A 17,394-nucleotide genomic window follows, 5' to 3' on the forward strand; every position below is an offset into this window, starting at 1 on the left:
GAATTTGTTATCCAAAAACCAGTGGAAATTATTAGGGTTTTGGCTCCGAAGATATGGGTTTAGGCACATCGCCTTCGTATTCAGTTTCTTGTAAGTCTTCGGTTTGTTTGCCTAATTTGACTTTCGGATTGTCTTGCGTTCCGGTGACTTTAATCGGAATGCCCAGAATACCGAATGGCGGTAAACCCAAACGCATTTTGATATTCAGATTGCCGTCAAAACTGGTTTGCCCTTCAATTCTTGGGCGGAAACCGGCGACTTTGAATTTGAAACGTTCGATATTGATAATGTTGTTCTTGATAGTCGTTTTGATATCAACTTGCGATACATCCGGATTTTTGATGGCGTCTTTGCCTGTTTTTTTACTGACAGCGCCAAACATTTTAAATCCTTTCATTTTGACTTTCTTCACCGATAAAGTTCCGGCTCCGGTTAAAGACGGATAAATTGGTTGCATATTGGCATCGAGAATTCCGGCCACTTTGTAATCTAACGAAACAATTCCTTCGGCACTTTCAGCGGCGGAAGCCATTTCCTTGAACATTTTCACTTCGTTGTAAGCGCGTTTGATATCGAATTCTTTGGCCAAAATTTTAAAATCAAAGAAAGCTTTTTCAGCCGATTGACTTCCGTAAACCAAATCCATTTTGACATTGGAACCAATCAAATCAAAACCGGATTGTTTGAGTTCCAATTGACCTTTGTTGATTTTCATGTTGCCTTTCAGATGGTCAATCGCCAAACCATCAAAATTGATTTTGTTCGCTGTAGCATTAAATTGCAAGTCGAAATTAGACGGAATAACTATAACTCCGGCTGGCGTTGCACTGGTTTCCGTATTTTCGATAGTATCCCTAACAGTAGTTGTTTGCGCCATGAATTCATCAACATTGATGTAGTTCGCATGCAATTGAAAGTTGCCTTTTAAAATGGCTTTTTCGGTCAACACAAAATCGATTACGTTTTGCAAATAACCATTCATTTTAAAATCGGACTGACCATAAGCCGCTATGAAATCATTGAAATTCATTTTGTCTTGGTTAAACACAAACGTTCCTTCTTTGATTACAAACGGTTTTGGTAAATATTCTGAAGTGGTTTTGATATTTTTCAGCATTAAAGTGCCGCTATTTTGCAACTTATTGTATCGGCCGTTCATAGCATCTTCTTGCGAACCTTTGAAAGCAACATTGGCATTGATGTAACCATTGACATCAAGTCCTTTTTGGGAGAAAACTTTGTAGATTTTGCCTAAATTCAATTCACCTTTGGCTTTGATATCGTAGTTGATGTTCTCAAAATTCCGCAATTTGGCATTGACAAAAATTGGTTTGCCTTCAAACTCAAAAGACGCCGGCGTGATGTTGATACTCAAATCTTCGAGCGATCCCTTTTTGTCTAAAATGGTGGCGACTAAATTGATATTTTTAATTGGATTTGGGTAATAATCCGTTTTTACATAACCATTCTTCAAATTGATTTTACCATCGGTTACGGGAATCTTGTTGTTCTTTTTGTCGTAAACACCATTGGATTTGATGTCCATATTTAAGACACCGCGCAAATACATATTTTCCAATCCGAAGGCTTTGTCCATTTGGGCCAAATCGATTTTGGAATTGATTCTCGCACTGACATTTGGCGTCGATAAACCTTCTGTTTTGATTATCGCTTTGACATAATCTTTATCGACATTGAAAAAGATCGAATCGATGTTCACTCTCAATTTTTCGGTGTCCAATGAAGGTAATTTGGTATCGAAATTCAAGAAGATATTCGATACCGGAAACGGCGCATCTTTGTATTCAATTAAACCGTCACGGATTTTCATATTGAAAGCCACATCGGGTTTTTGATTTTTGGAAGCAATGTATTTTCCTTTTAGCGTAAAAGACAAATCGGCTCTTCCTTTGACTTTGGTTTTATCGAGCCAAGTCACATAAGCCGGTGGCAATGCGGTAAAGAAATCATTCAACTTACTGTCTTCTGATTTGATATTGAAATCCATATCGTAGCCATTACTCAAGAAGTCAAACTTACCGTTGAATTCTACCGGAAGTTTGTTGATTTTTAAGTTGTTTTGTTGGAAGACAAACGCCAAGGAATTGGTGTTGATTTTGGTAATCAAATCGGCTTTTACCTTTTTATTTTTTAAATATTGTTCACCGTCGTAAGTAAAGTCGAAATCTTCAATTTCAGCTTCGGTATAAATATCAAAAATAGCTTTGTCTAAATCACCGTTTCCAATGTAATTAAACCCATTCGCATCGATTAAAATTTTAGTCGATTGGTCATCATAAACCAAATGACTGTCTTCGATGGCGATTTTATCTAAGCGAAGTGAAGTGTTGCTGGTGGTGTCTTTTGGCTTTGTTTCGGGTTCGGCTATATAAACGTTATAATTGGCTTCCCCTTTGGCATTGACCTTTACATTGATTAGCGCATTGGACACATAAATCTTATCAATCGTAACACTTTTGTCAAAAATAAGAGAACCAATATCGATTCCGAATGATACTTCATTGGCAGAAATCAGCGTTTCTTTTTGGTATGGTGCAGAGCCTTTTAAAGAGAAATCCGTCAGCGTTAGAGTCAGTGACGGAAAGTGATTGAAAAACGAGAGATTGGCTTCTTTAAAATCGAGTTCGCCGTTCAGTTTTTTATTGGCAAAGGCTTTTACTTCTTCAGCAATTTTTCCGGGGAAAAGAATAGGCATCAAAAACATCAATAAGATTATCGAACCCAAAGTGATTCCTGTAATCTTTAAAATCCTGACTATGATTGGTTTTGATGGCTTTTTCATGGGTCAAAAATACAAAGGGTAAAAGAGACAAAAAAATTTATGATGAAAATTTTTATAAAAAACAAAAGCCACGCTTTAAAAACGTGGCTTCTGCAAAATAATTATATAACTAATCTAACCTTATTGTTTGATGACTTTCATGGTTTTTGAATTGTTATTTAGGTCGATTGCTTTCACTAAATAAACCCCATTGTTTAAGTCATTGATATCGAATTGGTAATCTTCAGATGAAATGTTTTCAAATGATTTAACCAATTGACCTGTGATTGAGTATACTTCTACTTTAGAAACTTCTCCTTTGATACTGAAACTTCCTGAAGTTGGATTTGGATATAAACTAACACTATTGACAGGACTGAATTCATCTGTACTTAAAGTTGATTGCTTATTTCCGTAAACTCTGAATTCTCCAGGAGGAATTGATATGTTCATGTTAGTATCGGTAACAGTAATAGTTGAATTATCCATTAAGTTATACCAAGTTCCGGCAAAAGGAAATCCAGCTCCGGTATTTAAAGTATTATCTGAAAAATTTGTTCTGACAAAAACATAACTTAAAGTAGGAGTTTGTGAAGTACTAGTCCAAATATCAAGTCTTGGACTACCGGTAGCACTTAGATTCCAGGCATATTGTCCATCTTCAAAAACAGTTTCAGTTTTTTTCAATTCAATCATTTTGGCCCAACTGTTGTAAATATTTAATCGAGCTGCATCGCCAAGCCAATTGTCAACCCATTGAGGTTGTGGCTTTGTATCCAATTTACAATCTGGTGCTGAGTACGAAACAACTCCGTTATTACAGGTCCACAAGGAAGCTGTATTTCCTAAATCTCCAAAATGCCATATCATTTTTGGTCCTGGAACCAAAAGATGAACTGCTCCCATAGCTGGAAATCTTTGCAAAATTTTAGGTAAATTTCCTTGGGTTTGTCCAGCTTCGTTAAAAGCCTTATAACCTACTCTTTCTTCGTCATGACTTTCGGCGTAGCCAATAAATCTATTGGTTGTAGCATCTGCTACTCCTGAAAGGTCAGCATAATTTCCTTTTAATAAATTAGCATAAGGATCAGTCATTTTTCTCCACTGCATGATTCCTTTGGTATCCCCTGAACGTAGGTAGTTTGCCCATTCCAATTCTTCTGAAGCCGAACCACCATTACCTAAATGTTCAAAAATTACTAAAAAATTAGGATCATAAGCCCATTGAATATCGGCATACTGTTTCAATTTTGCGACTCTGTCTGTAAGATAGCTATTGGTACATCCCTCATCTCCACTTGTACAACTATTGGTAAACCCTTTGGTTAAATCCCAACGGAAACCATCAATTTTATAATCTTGAATCCAAGTTCTGATGGTTTCAGTAACATAAGGAGTGATTACATCTCCACCTGGACCAGTTGTTCTAAAATGGTTGATATCGCCTCCGACATTATAAGAATGTTTCGCTTCTTGGTGAAGATAAGGATTTTCAGTTGTAGTTCTGAAACCTGTACCATTTGCCCAGCCATCATTGTCAGTATCTAACATCCACATTCTTTCTAAAGGGGAACGACCAAAGACGTGGTTTAAAGCAATATCGAGTATTACCGCTATTCCGTTTTGATGACATAAATCGATCAATTCCTTTAGTTTAGCAGGCGATCCATATCTTTTGTCTAAAGCCATGTGGTAAACTGTATTGTAACCCCAACTCATATTACCTTCAAACTCCATTACCGGCATAAGTTGGATGGCATTGATTTTTAAATTTTTGAAATAGTCAATTCTATTTATCAAATCCTGGTATGTTCTGTTGGCGTCAAAATCGCGAACCAAAACTTCATAAATAACTAAATCTTTCTTTTTAGGTTTAACAAAATTTGTTGTTGCTGCACTCCAAGTATAGTTCCACCATGCTGTTGGCCCAGTCTGTAGAACAGACACTTCTCGTTGTTGTCCCGGAGCGATGTCGTTATAAATCGGTAATCCAGGATAAACTCCTAAAGTTACAATTTCTGGATCATCAAAAGGAGATAAAACTAATTTTGAATAAGGATCCGCTGTCTTAACTATTGCTGGTGACCCAATTGGCACATTAACTACGTCACATACCCAATATTGATAAGCATACATTTGACCGGGTGTTAATCCTGTTAGTTCCAACCAATATTTAGTAGATCCCGATGCGGTATCTTTTTTCATTGCATATGTTGCATTGGGTTGCCAACTATTAAAACTACCAGCCACATAAACAAAACTTTTTGTTGGAGCATTTAACACCAAAGTTGCTTTAGTAGGATCTGATGGATTATAATTAATCCCATCAACCAGCCCAGCGGGCATTGCTAATGAATTTGTGCCTGGATTTATGACAACTGCAAATCTTGCTGAAAAGGTTGTTGTTCCTTGTGTAATTCTTAATTCGTAGTTTTTATTTACAGTAACATTGGTATCCGTATAAGAATAGGAAGCTGTAGTAGTTGTATTGATAGACACTCCATTTGCTAAAAGATTATAGGTAGCACTACCATTAGTATTGTTTGCTGTTACAGTTACATTTGACCCGTTTGTTATGATATTACTGCTGTTTAAAAGTGGTGCAGTTAAAGTATATTGAAAAGCTCCAACAGGAATAAAGGCATCAGAAGTTTGCATTGAAGCATCGGCACTTCTAAATATAATACAAATTTGTGTTATTGAGTTTGTAGTTCCTACACCGAAATAAGTGTATAAATCAGGTGAAATAGTAAGACTATAAGTATTACTCGTTACTTGAGTCATTGTAGGTTGCAGATTATTTCCCCAAGTGGCGCTTCCTTTAATATTTTGCCATTGTACTCCATTCACTGTTACACCAACATAAGCATAAATTGTTCCTGTATAAGATGCCAATGGTGTTCCGGTTTTATTAAATGTAATGGTAGCTGTTTGATCCGCAAGAACCGTAGTGGGAGATGTTGTTATCTGTCCGAAAGACAAATAAGTAAACATCATCAAAATTACTAATATTAAATAGTTCTTTTTCATAGCTTGAAGATATAAAATGGACTGAGAGCTTTATTTCTCAGTCCATTATTAAATTGTTAATGTTGTTTACTTAATCTACCGTAATTACTTTGGTAATAGTGTTTATTTTAAATGTTCTAAGTGCTGTTGGTCCAGTATATCTAATATTACTATCTCCATCAGCCGCATTTACTAATTCAGAATCGATTGTATAACCATTTGATTGGTAATAAGGATAATTTCTGCTTCCTAAGTCCCAGCTATCTCCTCCATTATTTCCTAAAAATATTCTGAATGCTTCACCGCTGGTCATAACAATTTTTGCTTCATAAACACCGTCAGAAATCAAACCGAATTCTGTTTCATTGTTACCGGCCCATGACCATCCTCCAGGAGTAGCAGCACCAACTAACCAGTTAGAACTAGCAGCTGTTGTACCTTGAAAAGCTGTTATTTTTTTTGTGTTAGCATCTATTTTAAAACGATAAGTACCCGGAGTTCCTATGAATCTGAAATTACTATCACCATCTCCGGCATTTTCGAAATTAGAGCTAATGGTATATCCTTCTGTAATGTAGTAAGGATAGTTTCTCCCTGTATTCCAATCTCCACTTACAGTGAAAATTCTGAAAGCATCATTGGCAAAATTTGTGGTCGCTGTTAAAACATTATCATCACAAATTAAGCTTAGTGGAGAATCCCAATTCCATCCCGCAGAAGGGATTCCGGCTCCTACAGCATATTGTCCTAAACAACCATAAGCCGTAACTAAATAGGTAATTGTAGAAGAATAAACTTCTTGAGTTCCCGTTGTTCCGGTTGTCGCTTTGATTCTAATATCTACCGGACTTTGCACAAAAGGAGTCCCTCCAGCAGTTAAAACAGCTAAATTCAAAACATCTGACTGAATGGTTGCAAAAGTACTAGTCGTTGAAGCTAGATCTTGAGCATTAGAAAAATCAGAACCATTTGGAGCTAATTGAACAGTATAAGTAACCTCAGTAGGTGTTGTGTAATCCATAGGAGACCACGTAAGTGCTATACCCGGATTGGTCGGCGTTGCTTCATTCAAAACTATAGATTCTCCTGATAATGGTGTTACGATTGAAAATGACCCTTCAGGTTCTGAAAATTTTAAATTATCATCATCTGTACATGAGGTAATCCCCATAAATGCAATTACTGCTAATACTATTTTATATTTGTTTTTCATCTTTTATACTTTTAAAATTTTTGATTAATAACCTGGGTTCTGTGTTAAATTAGGGTTTGAGGCTAAAGATTGAGCTGGTATTGGGAATAATTTTAAGTTATTTGAAATTGAAATTCCATTAACGCCATTACCTTTCCATGCCCAGTTATAGCTTCCGCCTGTATATTTTCCAAATCGAATTAAATCTTGTCTTCTGTGACCTTCCCAATGCAATTCTCTGGCTCTTTCATCGATGATAAAATCCAAAGTTACATCACTACTTGCTACATTCGCAAAATTTCCATCATTAGCTCTTTCTCTTAAAGAATTTAAATACACTAATGACTCGGAACTCACATTAGTAGTAGTACTACCATTTGTAGCGCCGTCTCTTCTCATTTGTGCTTCTGCATACATCAAATAAACATCAGCCAATCTGAACAGAGGAAAATCTGTATTTACAAAAGTTGAATTTCCACCAGGAATACCTGTCGAACTGATATTAGAAAACTTGGATAAAATGTACCCTTGATTTTTGTCGGCGATATCAGCAATATCTAGCGCTCTAGGACCGCCACCTGAAATTGTTTTTCTCGCATCAAAATCATAAGCTACTCCATCAAATTTTTGAACAAATTGCTTTCTTAAGCGTAAGGCACCACCCCATCCACCAGAACCAACACCAAATGAAGTTCCATTAGCTTCTAAAGAGCCTATTTGACCATTAACCATAACTGTTGTTGCTCCGTAACTTTGAGTTACTTGACCATCAGACTGAATAGTAAAAATCATTTCCTCTGAGGTATTATTATCTGCTTTAAAATTGTCTAGATAATTTGGTTTTAAAGCATATCCTCCGCTAATGATTTGTGTACATTGAGTTAAGCAGTCAGCATAGCGGTTAGCGCCAATATATACTTCCGCATTTAAATAAATTTTAGCCAGAACCATTCTAGCAAAACCTTGGTCTAGTCTCCCGCCTTCATTTGTTCTAGGAGCTTTCAAATTTGGCAAAACTTCAGTTAACTCACTCTCAATAAAAGCAAATAATTCAGCCCTATCATATTCGGGACCAACTGTATTTATAGGGTCTGCCTCTGTCAAAAATGGCGCTTTACCATACAAATCCATCAAGTTATAATAAGCATAAGCTCTTAAAACTCTAACTTCATTTCTATAATCCTCAATGTCGCTTAGCAAAGTAGCATCGGTAACGCCTCTTCCGCTTAGCTTAGCCGGAGTTGTTTGACGCAAATATTCATTTGCCAAAGCAACTTCAGCCATTGTTCTACTAAACATTCCTAAAATAAGAGGATTGCTTTCATTCCAAATATTTCTTTGTAATTCTCTAGTACCAGGGTCATTTTCATAACTCCAAATAACTTCATCTGTGGTTAAATTCTGTAAATACCACAAACATCTTGTAAACTGACTGGTTCCTGCATCAATTCCTTGAAGAAAAGAAGAACCCGCATCGCCAGCGCCCGTTAATGCCAAATTACCATAAACTCCCGCCAATCCGGACTTGTATGCTCCCGGTTGTGCGAAAAACTGTTCTGATAAAAATACATCATCATCTGTAGGCACTACATTTAGATCATCTGTACATGAATTAAGTACAAAGAAAAAACCTAATAAATAATACGCATTAATTTTTAATTTTTTCATAGTTTTTTTTTTAAAATTTAATATTTGCACCAAATAAGAAAGATCTTTGTCTAGGATAAATAGTATTATCTCTTCCATTATTAGTTATTTCAGGATCTAATCCTGAATAGTCGGTAATCAAAAGCGCATTTTGAACACCGGTGAACAATCTCAAAGAAGCTTTTCCTTCAATCCATTTAGGGAAAGTATACCCTAAAGTTACATTATCTAATCTGATAAAAGACCCGTTTTCAACATAGATGTCTGACAAAACCACATCTGCTGTAGTAGTAAATCCTGTGTTTAAAACTGAAGTTGGAACATTTTCAAGAACACCATTAATCAAAGAATTGTATTGGGCTCTACCTGCATTAACTGCGTTGTATATTCTAGCACCATAGCTTGCTCTGGCATTGAATGAAAAATCGAAATTTTTATAATTCATAGTTGAAGCAAAACCAAAAGTTACTTTAGGATCTGCGTTTTTATAAATATATCTATCATCTCCATTGATGATTCCATCTCCATTCAAATCTGCATAGGCACCTTCAATTGGAGACCCCGAAGCATCATACAATTGCTTGTAAACATAAAATGAATAAGGTGTATATCCTTCTCTTAAAATTTGAGCAGTTCCTCCTGTTCCGGCTCCGGTATCTCCTGTGAAAATATCGGCACCATATGCTAACTCATCAATTCTTCTTTTGAAAGCTGTTGTATTGAAGTTAACATTCCAGTTGAAATTATCATTTTTTATAACCTGTGCATCTAAAGAAAACTCGATACCTTTTGTAGAGAAACTACCAATATTTTGAAATCCGGCATTTGAGAAGTTACCGCCATCAGCAAAAGCTGCATTTACAATCAAATCATCTGATACTTTATAAAATAAATCTAATGCTCCTGTTATTCTATCATTAAACAAACCATAATCAAAACCAACGTTATAGGTAGTTGTTTGCTCCCATTTCAAAGCAGGATTGTATGGATTCGAAATTGCGATAGGAGTTGGTGAAGTTCCAAAAATATATTGACTAGATCCACTTCCTGTAGTATACTGTTGTAAATAGAAATTTCTTTCATTAAACCCACCAAACTCTTGTTGACCTGTTATACCATACCCTAATCTTAATTTTAAATCAGAAATGACCTTTGAGTCTTTAAATGCTAGATTTTTTAATTTCCATGCAAAAGCTGCCGATGGAAAAGTTCCATACTTTTCATTTGATGGAAATCTCGAAGAACCATCTCTTCTAACAGTAAATGTAAATAAGTAGGTATCGTTAATCGCTAACTTGGTTCTACCAAAATATCCGAGCAACACATTATCTGTAAAGATTGTAGTTTCAGGAAAATTTGAAGGTAAGTTAGGGTCTAAAATATTCCCTGTTGATTGAATTTGGTTTTGACGAATCTGATAAGAGTAACCAGCTTGTGCTTCAAAGTCTATTTTGCCAAAAGTCTTGGTGTATACTAAGTAAGCATCAAATAATTTATTTCTAGCAATACTCTCTTCGTATTCATTTTTACCATAAGGTAAGTTATTATTACTTGGTCCGGAGGCGGCATCAGCTCCCATTAATTTTGTTCTTTCACCATTTGCCTCATCAAATCCAAGGTTGATAACCGCTCTCAATGCTGGGAAAAAGTGGAATTTGTAATCAATCTCAAAGTTACCAAAAACTCGGTTATTTACACCTCTGTCATCGGTTTGTAACAATTGAGCAACTGGATTTCTTGTTCCTAACTGTAAAGTACCATCTGGATTGTAATACTCAAAAAACCCTCCAAAAGGCGAAGCAGGGTCATAAACTGGTTGCGTAGGGTTAAACCTTAAGGCAGAACCTTCAACACCATCGGCAAATCTGTTTTTCTCATTAGTATAAGTAGCATTCAATCTAATTTTTAAATGATCGTTAAAAAAAGAAGGATTCAATGCAGTCGAAACTGTATTTCTATTGAAAGTATTTGTCAATCTCAAACCTTCTTGATAGGTATTCCCAAAAGACAAACGTGCTGGTATTATGTTAAATAAATTCCCTTTAATAGAAATGTTATTGTCAACATAATCAGTTCTTCTGTAGATTTTATCCTGCCAATCAGTATTCGCAGTTCCCAACATTGAAACATCTCCTGGTCTTAAATCCGTAATTAAGTCACGATAAGCATCACCGTTAAAAACACTGATTTTATCTACTAATCTTCCGGAACCATATTGAAAATTATAGTCAACCGCTAATTTTTTTCCTCCTCTTTTAGTGGTAATGATAATAACTCCATTTGAAGCTCTAGAACCGTAAATAGCAGTAGCAGATGCATCTTTTAGCACTGTAAAACTCTCTATGTCATTCGGATTTAAAGCTGCCAGAACCGAAGTTGTACCTCTGTTGTTATCCGCATTATTTTCAATTGGCAAGCCATCAATTACAATTAACGGGTCATTAGAAGCAAACAAAGAAGAACCCCCTCTAATTCTTATTTCAGAACCAGAACCCGGAGCCCCACTCGTGTTGACTGTTAAACCCGCCACTCTACCGTTAAGTAAATTTTCTGCGGTTACATTGGAGCCTTTGTTAAAGTCTTTTGCGCCTACAGTAGTTACTGAACCAGTGGCGTCTTTTTTCTTAACAGTTCCATAACCAACCTGAACTACAACTTCTTGCAGTTGGTTAGCACTTTCCTCTAAGCTAATGTTTACCGTATTCTGACCTGAAAAAGTAACCGTTTTAGAGTCATATCCTATAAACGAAAAGACAACTTTGTCTCCGTTTTTTAGGCCTCCTAACTGGAATTTTCCGTCAAAATCTGTTGTGGTGCTGCTGTTTGCACCTTGAACAATTACATTTACACCTGGCAAGGGTTGGTTTGATTTACTATCAAGAACAACTCCACTTAAAGAGCTCTGTGCAAGAGCGCCAAAAGGCAGTAACAGGAATAAAAATAACAACTTTTTGTAAATTGTTTTCATACGTTTTGTTTAGGTTAAAAAATTTAATTTTGTGCTTATACTTTTACTTCGAATGTTAAATTTATGTAAAAAAATCAATTTTTGAAATTAACACTTGTTAAATCTATACCGAAAACGTTTTCGTGTTGAAAACTTTTCTGTTATTGTATTATTTTAAGGCTAAAATTGAAAGAATAAAAAATAACTTATATCTTTATTCAGAAATCATTATTTATCACATGAAAAGAAAAGTAACGCTTAAACAAATTGCCAGAGAGCTTGATGTCTCCATTTCAACCGTTTCAAAATCCTTGAGAAACAGCTTGGAAATAAGCGAAGATACCAGACAAAAAGTGCAGGCATTTGCCAAATTATACAATTACAAACCCAACAATATCGCCTTAAGTTTAAAGAACAAAAAAACAAAGACCATTTGTATTATTATTCCTGAAATTATCCATCATTTTTTTGCCACAGTAATCAGCGGCGTAGAAAATGTAGCCAACGAGAATGGCTACAATGTTTTGGTCTGTCTTTCCGACGAATCTTTTGACAAAGAAGTAATTAACATGGAAATGTTGGCTAACGGAAGTATCGATGGCTTTATCATGTCGCTTTCCAAAGAAACCCAACAAAAGAAAGATTTTCACCACATCGTCGAAGTCATTAATCAAGGAATGCCGGTCGTTATGTTTGATCGCGTAACCAATGAAATTCTTTGCGACAAAGTAATCATTGATGACAATCTTGCAGCTTTTAATGCTACCCAACATTTAATTGATAAAGGCTTTAAAAAAATTGCTCTGATTTCAACGGTTGATTATGTGAGCGTCGGAAAACTCAGAACCGAAGGTTACACCAAAGCCCTAAAAAATAATGACATCAAAGTAGATGACAATCTAATTTTGAAAATCGAAGACACTGAAAACTTCGAAGACAGTATAGCTAATCTCTTAGCGAACAATGAAATCGATGCTGTTTTTGCCGTAAACGAATTATTCGCCGTAACCGCTATAAAAGAAGCCAACAAACTTGGCAAGAAAGTCCCGGAAGACATTTCAATTATCGGTTTCACAGACGGTATTATCTCTAAATATTCTTCTCCAAGTATTACCACCGTAAGTCAAAACGGCGTGAAAATGGGAGGCAAAGCCGCTAAAATGCTGATTGAAAGACTAGAAGCCGAAGAAGAAGACGAAGAACAATACAGAACTGAAGTGATCGAAACCGAATTGGTAGAAAGAGAATCCACGAAATAAAAAGGTTTTTATCAACAAAAAACGTTTTCGTAACCAGTTGATGCCATTTTTTTTTAGGAGAATAGTCTCAATATAAATTCTTTGTTATCTTTACGATAATTATCAAAGCTTGTACTTTACTTCGAAAATAGATTAAAGTTTTGATAAGCAAGGCGCTTATCGTTTTAAAAATCAACAAATTACGATAATGGAAAAGCGTAAATTAAGTTTCTGGGAAATTTGGAACATGAGTTTCGGTTTCTTAGGAATCCAGATGGGTTTTGCCCTTCAAAATGCTAATGCCAGTAGAATTCTTCAAATTTTTGGTGCTGATGTCCATGAGTTATCATGGTTTTGGATTATTGCACCCTTAATGGGATTAATTGTTCAGCCCATAATAGGCCATTACAGCGATAATACTTGGGGAAGGTTTGGCAGAAGAAAACCATACTTTTTAGCAGGAGCTTTGTTGGCTTCAATCGGTTTGATATTAATGCCACAAGCAGAAATATTTATTGCCTTTATGCCCGCTTTATGGGTTGGTGCCGGAATGCTGATGATTATGGACGCTTCGTTCAACATTGCTATGGAACCTTTTAGAGCCTTAGTTGGTGACAATTTAAGAGCCGACCAACACACTTTAGGCTTTAGTGTTCAAACCGCTTTAATTGGAATTGGTGCTGTAGTAGGTTCGTGGCTTCCCTATGTTTTAAACGAATGGTTTGGTGTAAGCAATTTACCTACTGAAACTTCCGCTATTCCAAATAATTTGATTTATTCTTTCATCATAGGAGCCGCCATTTTGATTGCTACTATTTTGGTAACCATTTTTACTACCAAAGAGTATTCGCCTGAAGAATTAGCGCAATTTCGCGATGAGAAAGAGCATGAAGAAGCTATGGGAGAAACCAAAGAATCTAAACTCTCTGATATTTTTACAGACTTTGCCAAAATGCCCGAAACCATGCGCCAATTGAGTTGGGTTCAATTCTTCTCTTGGTTTGGTCTCTTCGGAATGTGGGTTTTTACTACACCGGCCATTGCTCAACACATTTATGGACTATCTGTAGAAGACACCAAAAGTCCTGAATTTCAATCTGCAGGAGATTGGGTTGGAATCATCTTTGGAGTTTACAATTTCGTATCTGCTATCGTAGCATTCTTACTTCCTTATATTGCAAAACAAATCGGAAGAAGAAAAACGCATGCTCTTTCCCTTGTATTAGGTGGAATCGGACTGATCTCTATGTATTTTATGCCCAATAAAGAATCATTGATATTTTCCATGATATTAGTCGGGTTTGCCTGGGCAAGTATTTTAGCGATGCCTTATGCAATTCTGGCAGGTTCAATCCACCCGAAAAAAATGGGAGTTTACATGGGAATATTCAATTTCTTCATCGTAATCCCGCAAATCATTAACGCTTTAATTGGTGGTCCGCTGGTGAAATATGTATATGGCGACCATGCTATTTATGCTTTAGTAATGAGTGGCGTAAGTTTCATCATTGCCGCATTTTTAGCCCTAAAAGTTAAAGACAGTAAAGACATTAATTAATGAGTAAAAAAGCATTCATTTTCGACCTTGACGGAGTAATCGTAGACACAGCCAAATACCATTTTTTGGCGTGGCAAAAATTAGCTCAAGAGTTAGGAATCGAATTTACCCCAGAACACAACGAAGAATTAAAAGGCGTTAGCCGCGTTCGTTCTCTTGAGATTATTTTAGCGCTGGGCAATGTTCAAGCATCACAAGAAGACAAAAACAAATGGTTAATCCAAAAAAATGAAGAGTATTTATCTTATCTGGTCGATATGGACGAAAGCGAATTACTACCGGGTGTAATCAACGTTCTTCAATTTATTAAAGAAAAAAAACAACTGATTGCTTTAGGTTCGGCGAGTAAAAACGCCCGACCTATTTTAGAAAAAACAGGAATCTTACACTTTTTTGACGCAATCGTTGATGGTAATGATGTAGCCAATGCCAAACCCGATCCGGAGGTTTTTCTAAGAGCAGCCAAATTGGTAAAAGCAAACAACAAAAACTGTATTGTTTTTGAAGACAGTGTTGCCGGAATACAAGCCGCCAATATTGCCAATATGATAAGTGTCGGCATTGGAGAAGAAGAGATATTGCATGAAGCAAAATACAATTTTAAAGATTTTACGTTTATGGACCTTTCTTTTATAGAAGCACTCCTAGACTAAAATTGAATGATAAAAGGACAATAAAAAAATTACAATGAACCAAGATTATATCAAACCAGATAACTGGTCGATTATTGAAGAAGGATTTGATTTAGAAAGAGTAAAATCCTCGGAAAGTTTATTCAGTATCGGAAACGGTGCCATGGGTCAACGAGCCAATTTTGAAGAATTCTATTCAGGAAATACTTTCCAAGGAAGTTACATCGCGGGTATTTATTATCCGGACAAAACCAAAGTGGGTTGGTGGAAAAACGGCTATCCGGAATACTTCGCTAAAGTGTTAAACGCACCAAGTTGGATTGGAATTCTAGTCGAAATCAATGGCGAAACGCTTGACATTGCGGCTTGCAAAATCACCAACTTCAAACGCGAACTGAACATGAAAGAAGGTTGGTACAATCGTTCTTTTTCGGCCACTTTGAACAACGGAATCGAAATCGACGTCAATGTTAGAAGATTTTTGTCTTTGGATATAGACGAATTGGGCGTAATCAAATACGAAATCACTCCAAAAAATAATGAGGCGACTATCGTTTTCAAACCTTATTTGGATGCCGGCGTACACAACGAAGACGCCAACTGGGAAGAGAAGTTTTGGGAACCATTGGAAACCCAACATAAAAACAACGAAGCTTTTGTCGTAGCGCGAACTTTCAAAACACATTTTGAAGTAGCAACGTATATGCACAATAGCATTTTCATCAATAACGAAAATCAAAACGCCGAACCAACATTCGTAGACACCACTTCAGACAAAGTGGTCTTCACTTATGAGCAATTGGTTTCAAAAGGTGATACTATAGCCTTTCAAAAGTTAGGCGGTTACACTGTTTCGATGAACCATTCTTCTGCCGAATTAATTCCGGCTGCACAAAAGGTAATCGAAAAAGCATTGGCTTTAGGCTACGATACTTTATTACAAAACCAAGTCGATTCTTGGGCAAAAATCTGGGAAATGAGCGACATCACTATTGAAGGCGATGTAAAAGCCCAACAAGGTATTCGTTTCAATATTTTCCAATTGAACCAAACCTATTTAGGCAAAGATTCTCGTTTGAATATTGGTCCAAAAGGATTCACCGGAGAAAAATATGGCGGTTCGACTTATTGGGATACGGAAGCCTATTGTATTCCGTTTTACATGGCTACTAAAGACCAACAAGTTGCGAGAAACCTATTGGCTTATCGTTATAACCAATTGGGCAAAGCCATTGAAAATGCCGAGAAATTGGGTTTCAAAAATGGCGCTGCATTATACCCAATGGTAACTATGAATGGTGAAGAATGCCATAACGAATGGGAAATCACTTTCGAAGAAATTCACCGAAACGGAGCGATTGCTTTTGCCATTTTTAACTATTACCGATTCACCGGAGATTACAGTTATATTCCTGAAAAAGGTTTGGAAGTCTTAATTGGTATTGCTCGTTTTTGGCACCAAAGAGCTACTTTTTCAACGTATAGAAATCAGTATGTAATTTTAGGCGTAACCGGTCCGAATGAGTACGAAAACAATGTAAACAACAACTTTTACACGAATTATATTGCCAAATGGTGTATCGATTATACCATCGAGCAAATCGAAAAAGTAAAACAAGAATACGCTGCTGATTTTGCTCGAATCATGAGTAAAGTAAAATTAGAAGCTACCGAAATCCAACATTGGAAAAAAGTGGCTGACCATATGTATTTCCCTTATTCTGAAGAGCACGACGTCTATTTACAACAAGACGGTTTCTTAGACAAAGAATTGGTCAAAGTGCACGATTTAGACAAATCACAACGACCAATCAACCAAAAATGGTCTTGGGACAGAATCTTGCGTTCGCCTTATATCAAACAAGCCGATACTTTACAAGGTTTCTACTTCTTTGAAGATCATTTCACCAAAGAACAACTAGAGAAACATTTCGACTTTTATGAACCTTACACCGTTCACGAAAGTTCATTATCACCTTGCGTTCACTCGATTCAAGCCGCTAATTTAGGCCGAATGGAACAAGCGTATACTTTCTATTTAAGAACGTCGCGTTTGGATTTGGATGATTACAATAAAGAAGTCGAAGAAGGTTTACACATCACATCAATGGCCGGAACTTGGATGAGTATCGTGGAAGGTTTTGGCGGCATGCGTATCAAAAATGACACCTTGCATTTCGAACCAAGAATTCCAAAAGAATGGAATGGCTATTCATTCAAAATCAATTTCAGACACCAAATTTTAAAAGTTTCTGTTCATCAAAACGAAACCAACTTTACCCTAGAAGGCGAAAAAGCGATTTCGGTTTTCGTAAACGGCACAGCCATTTTGGTGGAACCGAATAGTTTGGTGACTGTATAATTAAATCAACTAAAACCCTTTCGGACG

Annotated in this window: 9 protein-coding genes; 4 read left to right on the top strand and 5 right to left on the bottom strand. The window is 36.3% G+C overall.

What is annotated here, in order from left to right:
- Positions 1-31: 31 nt before the first annotated feature.
- From B3C16_RS02125 to B3C16_RS02145, 5 genes are all read right to left on the bottom strand, one after another.
- Positions 32-2,803, bottom strand: coding sequence for an AsmA family protein (locus B3C16_RS02125; protein ID WP_291128305.1), 2,772 nt, complete (start codon positions 2,801-2,803; stop codon positions 32-34).
- 120 nt (positions 2,804-2,923) lie between these two features.
- Positions 2,924-5,812: an alpha-amylase family glycosyl hydrolase gene (locus B3C16_RS02130; protein WP_121312607.1), complete on the bottom strand. Its 2,889-nt coding sequence runs from the start codon at positions 5,810-5,812 to the stop codon at positions 2,924-2,926.
- Between the two features lie 70 nt (positions 5,813-5,882).
- Positions 5,883-7,004 carry a SusE domain-containing protein gene (locus tag B3C16_RS02135; protein ID WP_121312606.1) on the bottom strand — a complete coding sequence of 374 codons (1,122 nt, stop codon included), beginning with the start codon at positions 7,002-7,004 and terminating at the stop codon, positions 5,883-5,885.
- 24 nt (positions 7,005-7,028) lie between these two features.
- Positions 7,029-8,651 (bottom strand): RagB/SusD family nutrient uptake outer membrane protein, encoded by a 1,623-nt coding sequence (locus B3C16_RS02140; RefSeq protein WP_121312605.1) that lies wholly within the window; start codon positions 8,649-8,651, stop codon positions 7,029-7,031.
- A 10-nt stretch (positions 8,652-8,661) separates the two neighbouring features.
- Positions 8,662-11,598 (bottom strand): SusC/RagA family TonB-linked outer membrane protein, encoded by a 2,937-nt coding sequence (locus B3C16_RS02145; RefSeq protein ID WP_291128312.1) that lies wholly within the window; start codon positions 11,596-11,598, stop codon positions 8,662-8,664.
- 218 nt (positions 11,599-11,816) lie between these two features.
- Here B3C16_RS02145 and B3C16_RS02150 point away from each other — a divergent pair, with 218 nt between their 5' ends.
- From B3C16_RS02150 to B3C16_RS02165, 4 genes are all read left to right on the top strand, one after another.
- The gene (locus B3C16_RS02150; RefSeq protein ID WP_121314980.1) at positions 11,817-12,836 is read left to right on the top strand and encodes a LacI family DNA-binding transcriptional regulator; all 1,020 of its coding nucleotides are present in this window, start codon (positions 11,817-11,819) and stop codon (positions 12,834-12,836) included.
- Positions 12,837-13,023: 187 nt separating this feature from the next.
- Entirely contained in the window at positions 13,024-14,373 is a 1,350-nt protein-coding gene (locus tag B3C16_RS02155) for an MFS transporter (RefSeq protein ID WP_291128317.1), read from the top strand.
- Positions 14,373-15,026: a beta-phosphoglucomutase gene (pgmB, locus tag B3C16_RS02160; protein WP_121312602.1), complete on the top strand. Its 654-nt coding sequence runs from the start codon at positions 14,373-14,375 to the stop codon at positions 15,024-15,026. The genes B3C16_RS02155 and pgmB overlap by 1 nt, the downstream gene beginning before the upstream one ends.
- A 34-nt stretch (positions 15,027-15,060) precedes the next feature.
- Positions 15,061-17,367: a glycoside hydrolase family 65 protein gene (locus B3C16_RS02165; RefSeq protein WP_291128320.1), complete on the top strand. Its 2,307-nt coding sequence runs from the start codon at positions 15,061-15,063 to the stop codon at positions 17,365-17,367.
- The last annotated feature ends 27 nt before the right edge of the window (positions 17,368-17,394 follow it).

The sequence above is a fragment of the Flavobacterium sp. UBA7682 genome, assembly GCF_002482945.1.
GTDB lineage: Bacteria > Bacteroidota > Bacteroidia > Flavobacteriales > Flavobacteriaceae > Flavobacterium.

What these genes read in the sequence shown, in the direction of transcription:
- pgmB (WP_121312602.1), top strand. Translation starts at nt 14,373, where the DNA reads ATGAGTAAAAAAGCATTCATTTTCGACCTTGACGGAGTAATCGTAGAC.
- B3C16_RS02145 (WP_291128312.1), bottom strand. Translation starts at nt 11,598, where the DNA reads ATGAAAACAATTTACAAAAAGTTGTTATTTTTATTCCTGTTACTGCCT.
- B3C16_RS02165 (WP_291128320.1), top strand. Translation starts at nt 15,061, where the DNA reads ATGAACCAAGATTATATCAAACCAGATAACTGGTCGATTATTGAAGAA.
- B3C16_RS02155 (WP_291128317.1), top strand. Translation starts at nt 13,024, where the DNA reads ATGGAAAAGCGTAAATTAAGTTTCTGGGAAATTTGGAACATGAGTTTC.
- B3C16_RS02125 (WP_291128305.1), bottom strand. Translation starts at nt 2,803, where the DNA reads ATGAAAAAGCCATCAAAACCAATCATAGTCAGGATTTTAAAGATTACA.
- B3C16_RS02140 (WP_121312605.1), bottom strand. Translation starts at nt 8,651, where the DNA reads ATGAAAAAATTAAAAATTAATGCGTATTATTTATTAGGTTTTTTCTTT.
- B3C16_RS02135 (WP_121312606.1), bottom strand. Translation starts at nt 7,004, where the DNA reads ATGAAAAACAAATATAAAATAGTATTAGCAGTAATTGCATTTATGGGG.
- B3C16_RS02130 (WP_121312607.1), bottom strand. Translation starts at nt 5,812, where the DNA reads ATGAAAAAGAACTATTTAATATTAGTAATTTTGATGATGTTTACTTAT.
- B3C16_RS02150 (WP_121314980.1), top strand. Translation starts at nt 11,817, where the DNA reads ATGAAAAGAAAAGTAACGCTTAAACAAATTGCCAGAGAGCTTGATGTC.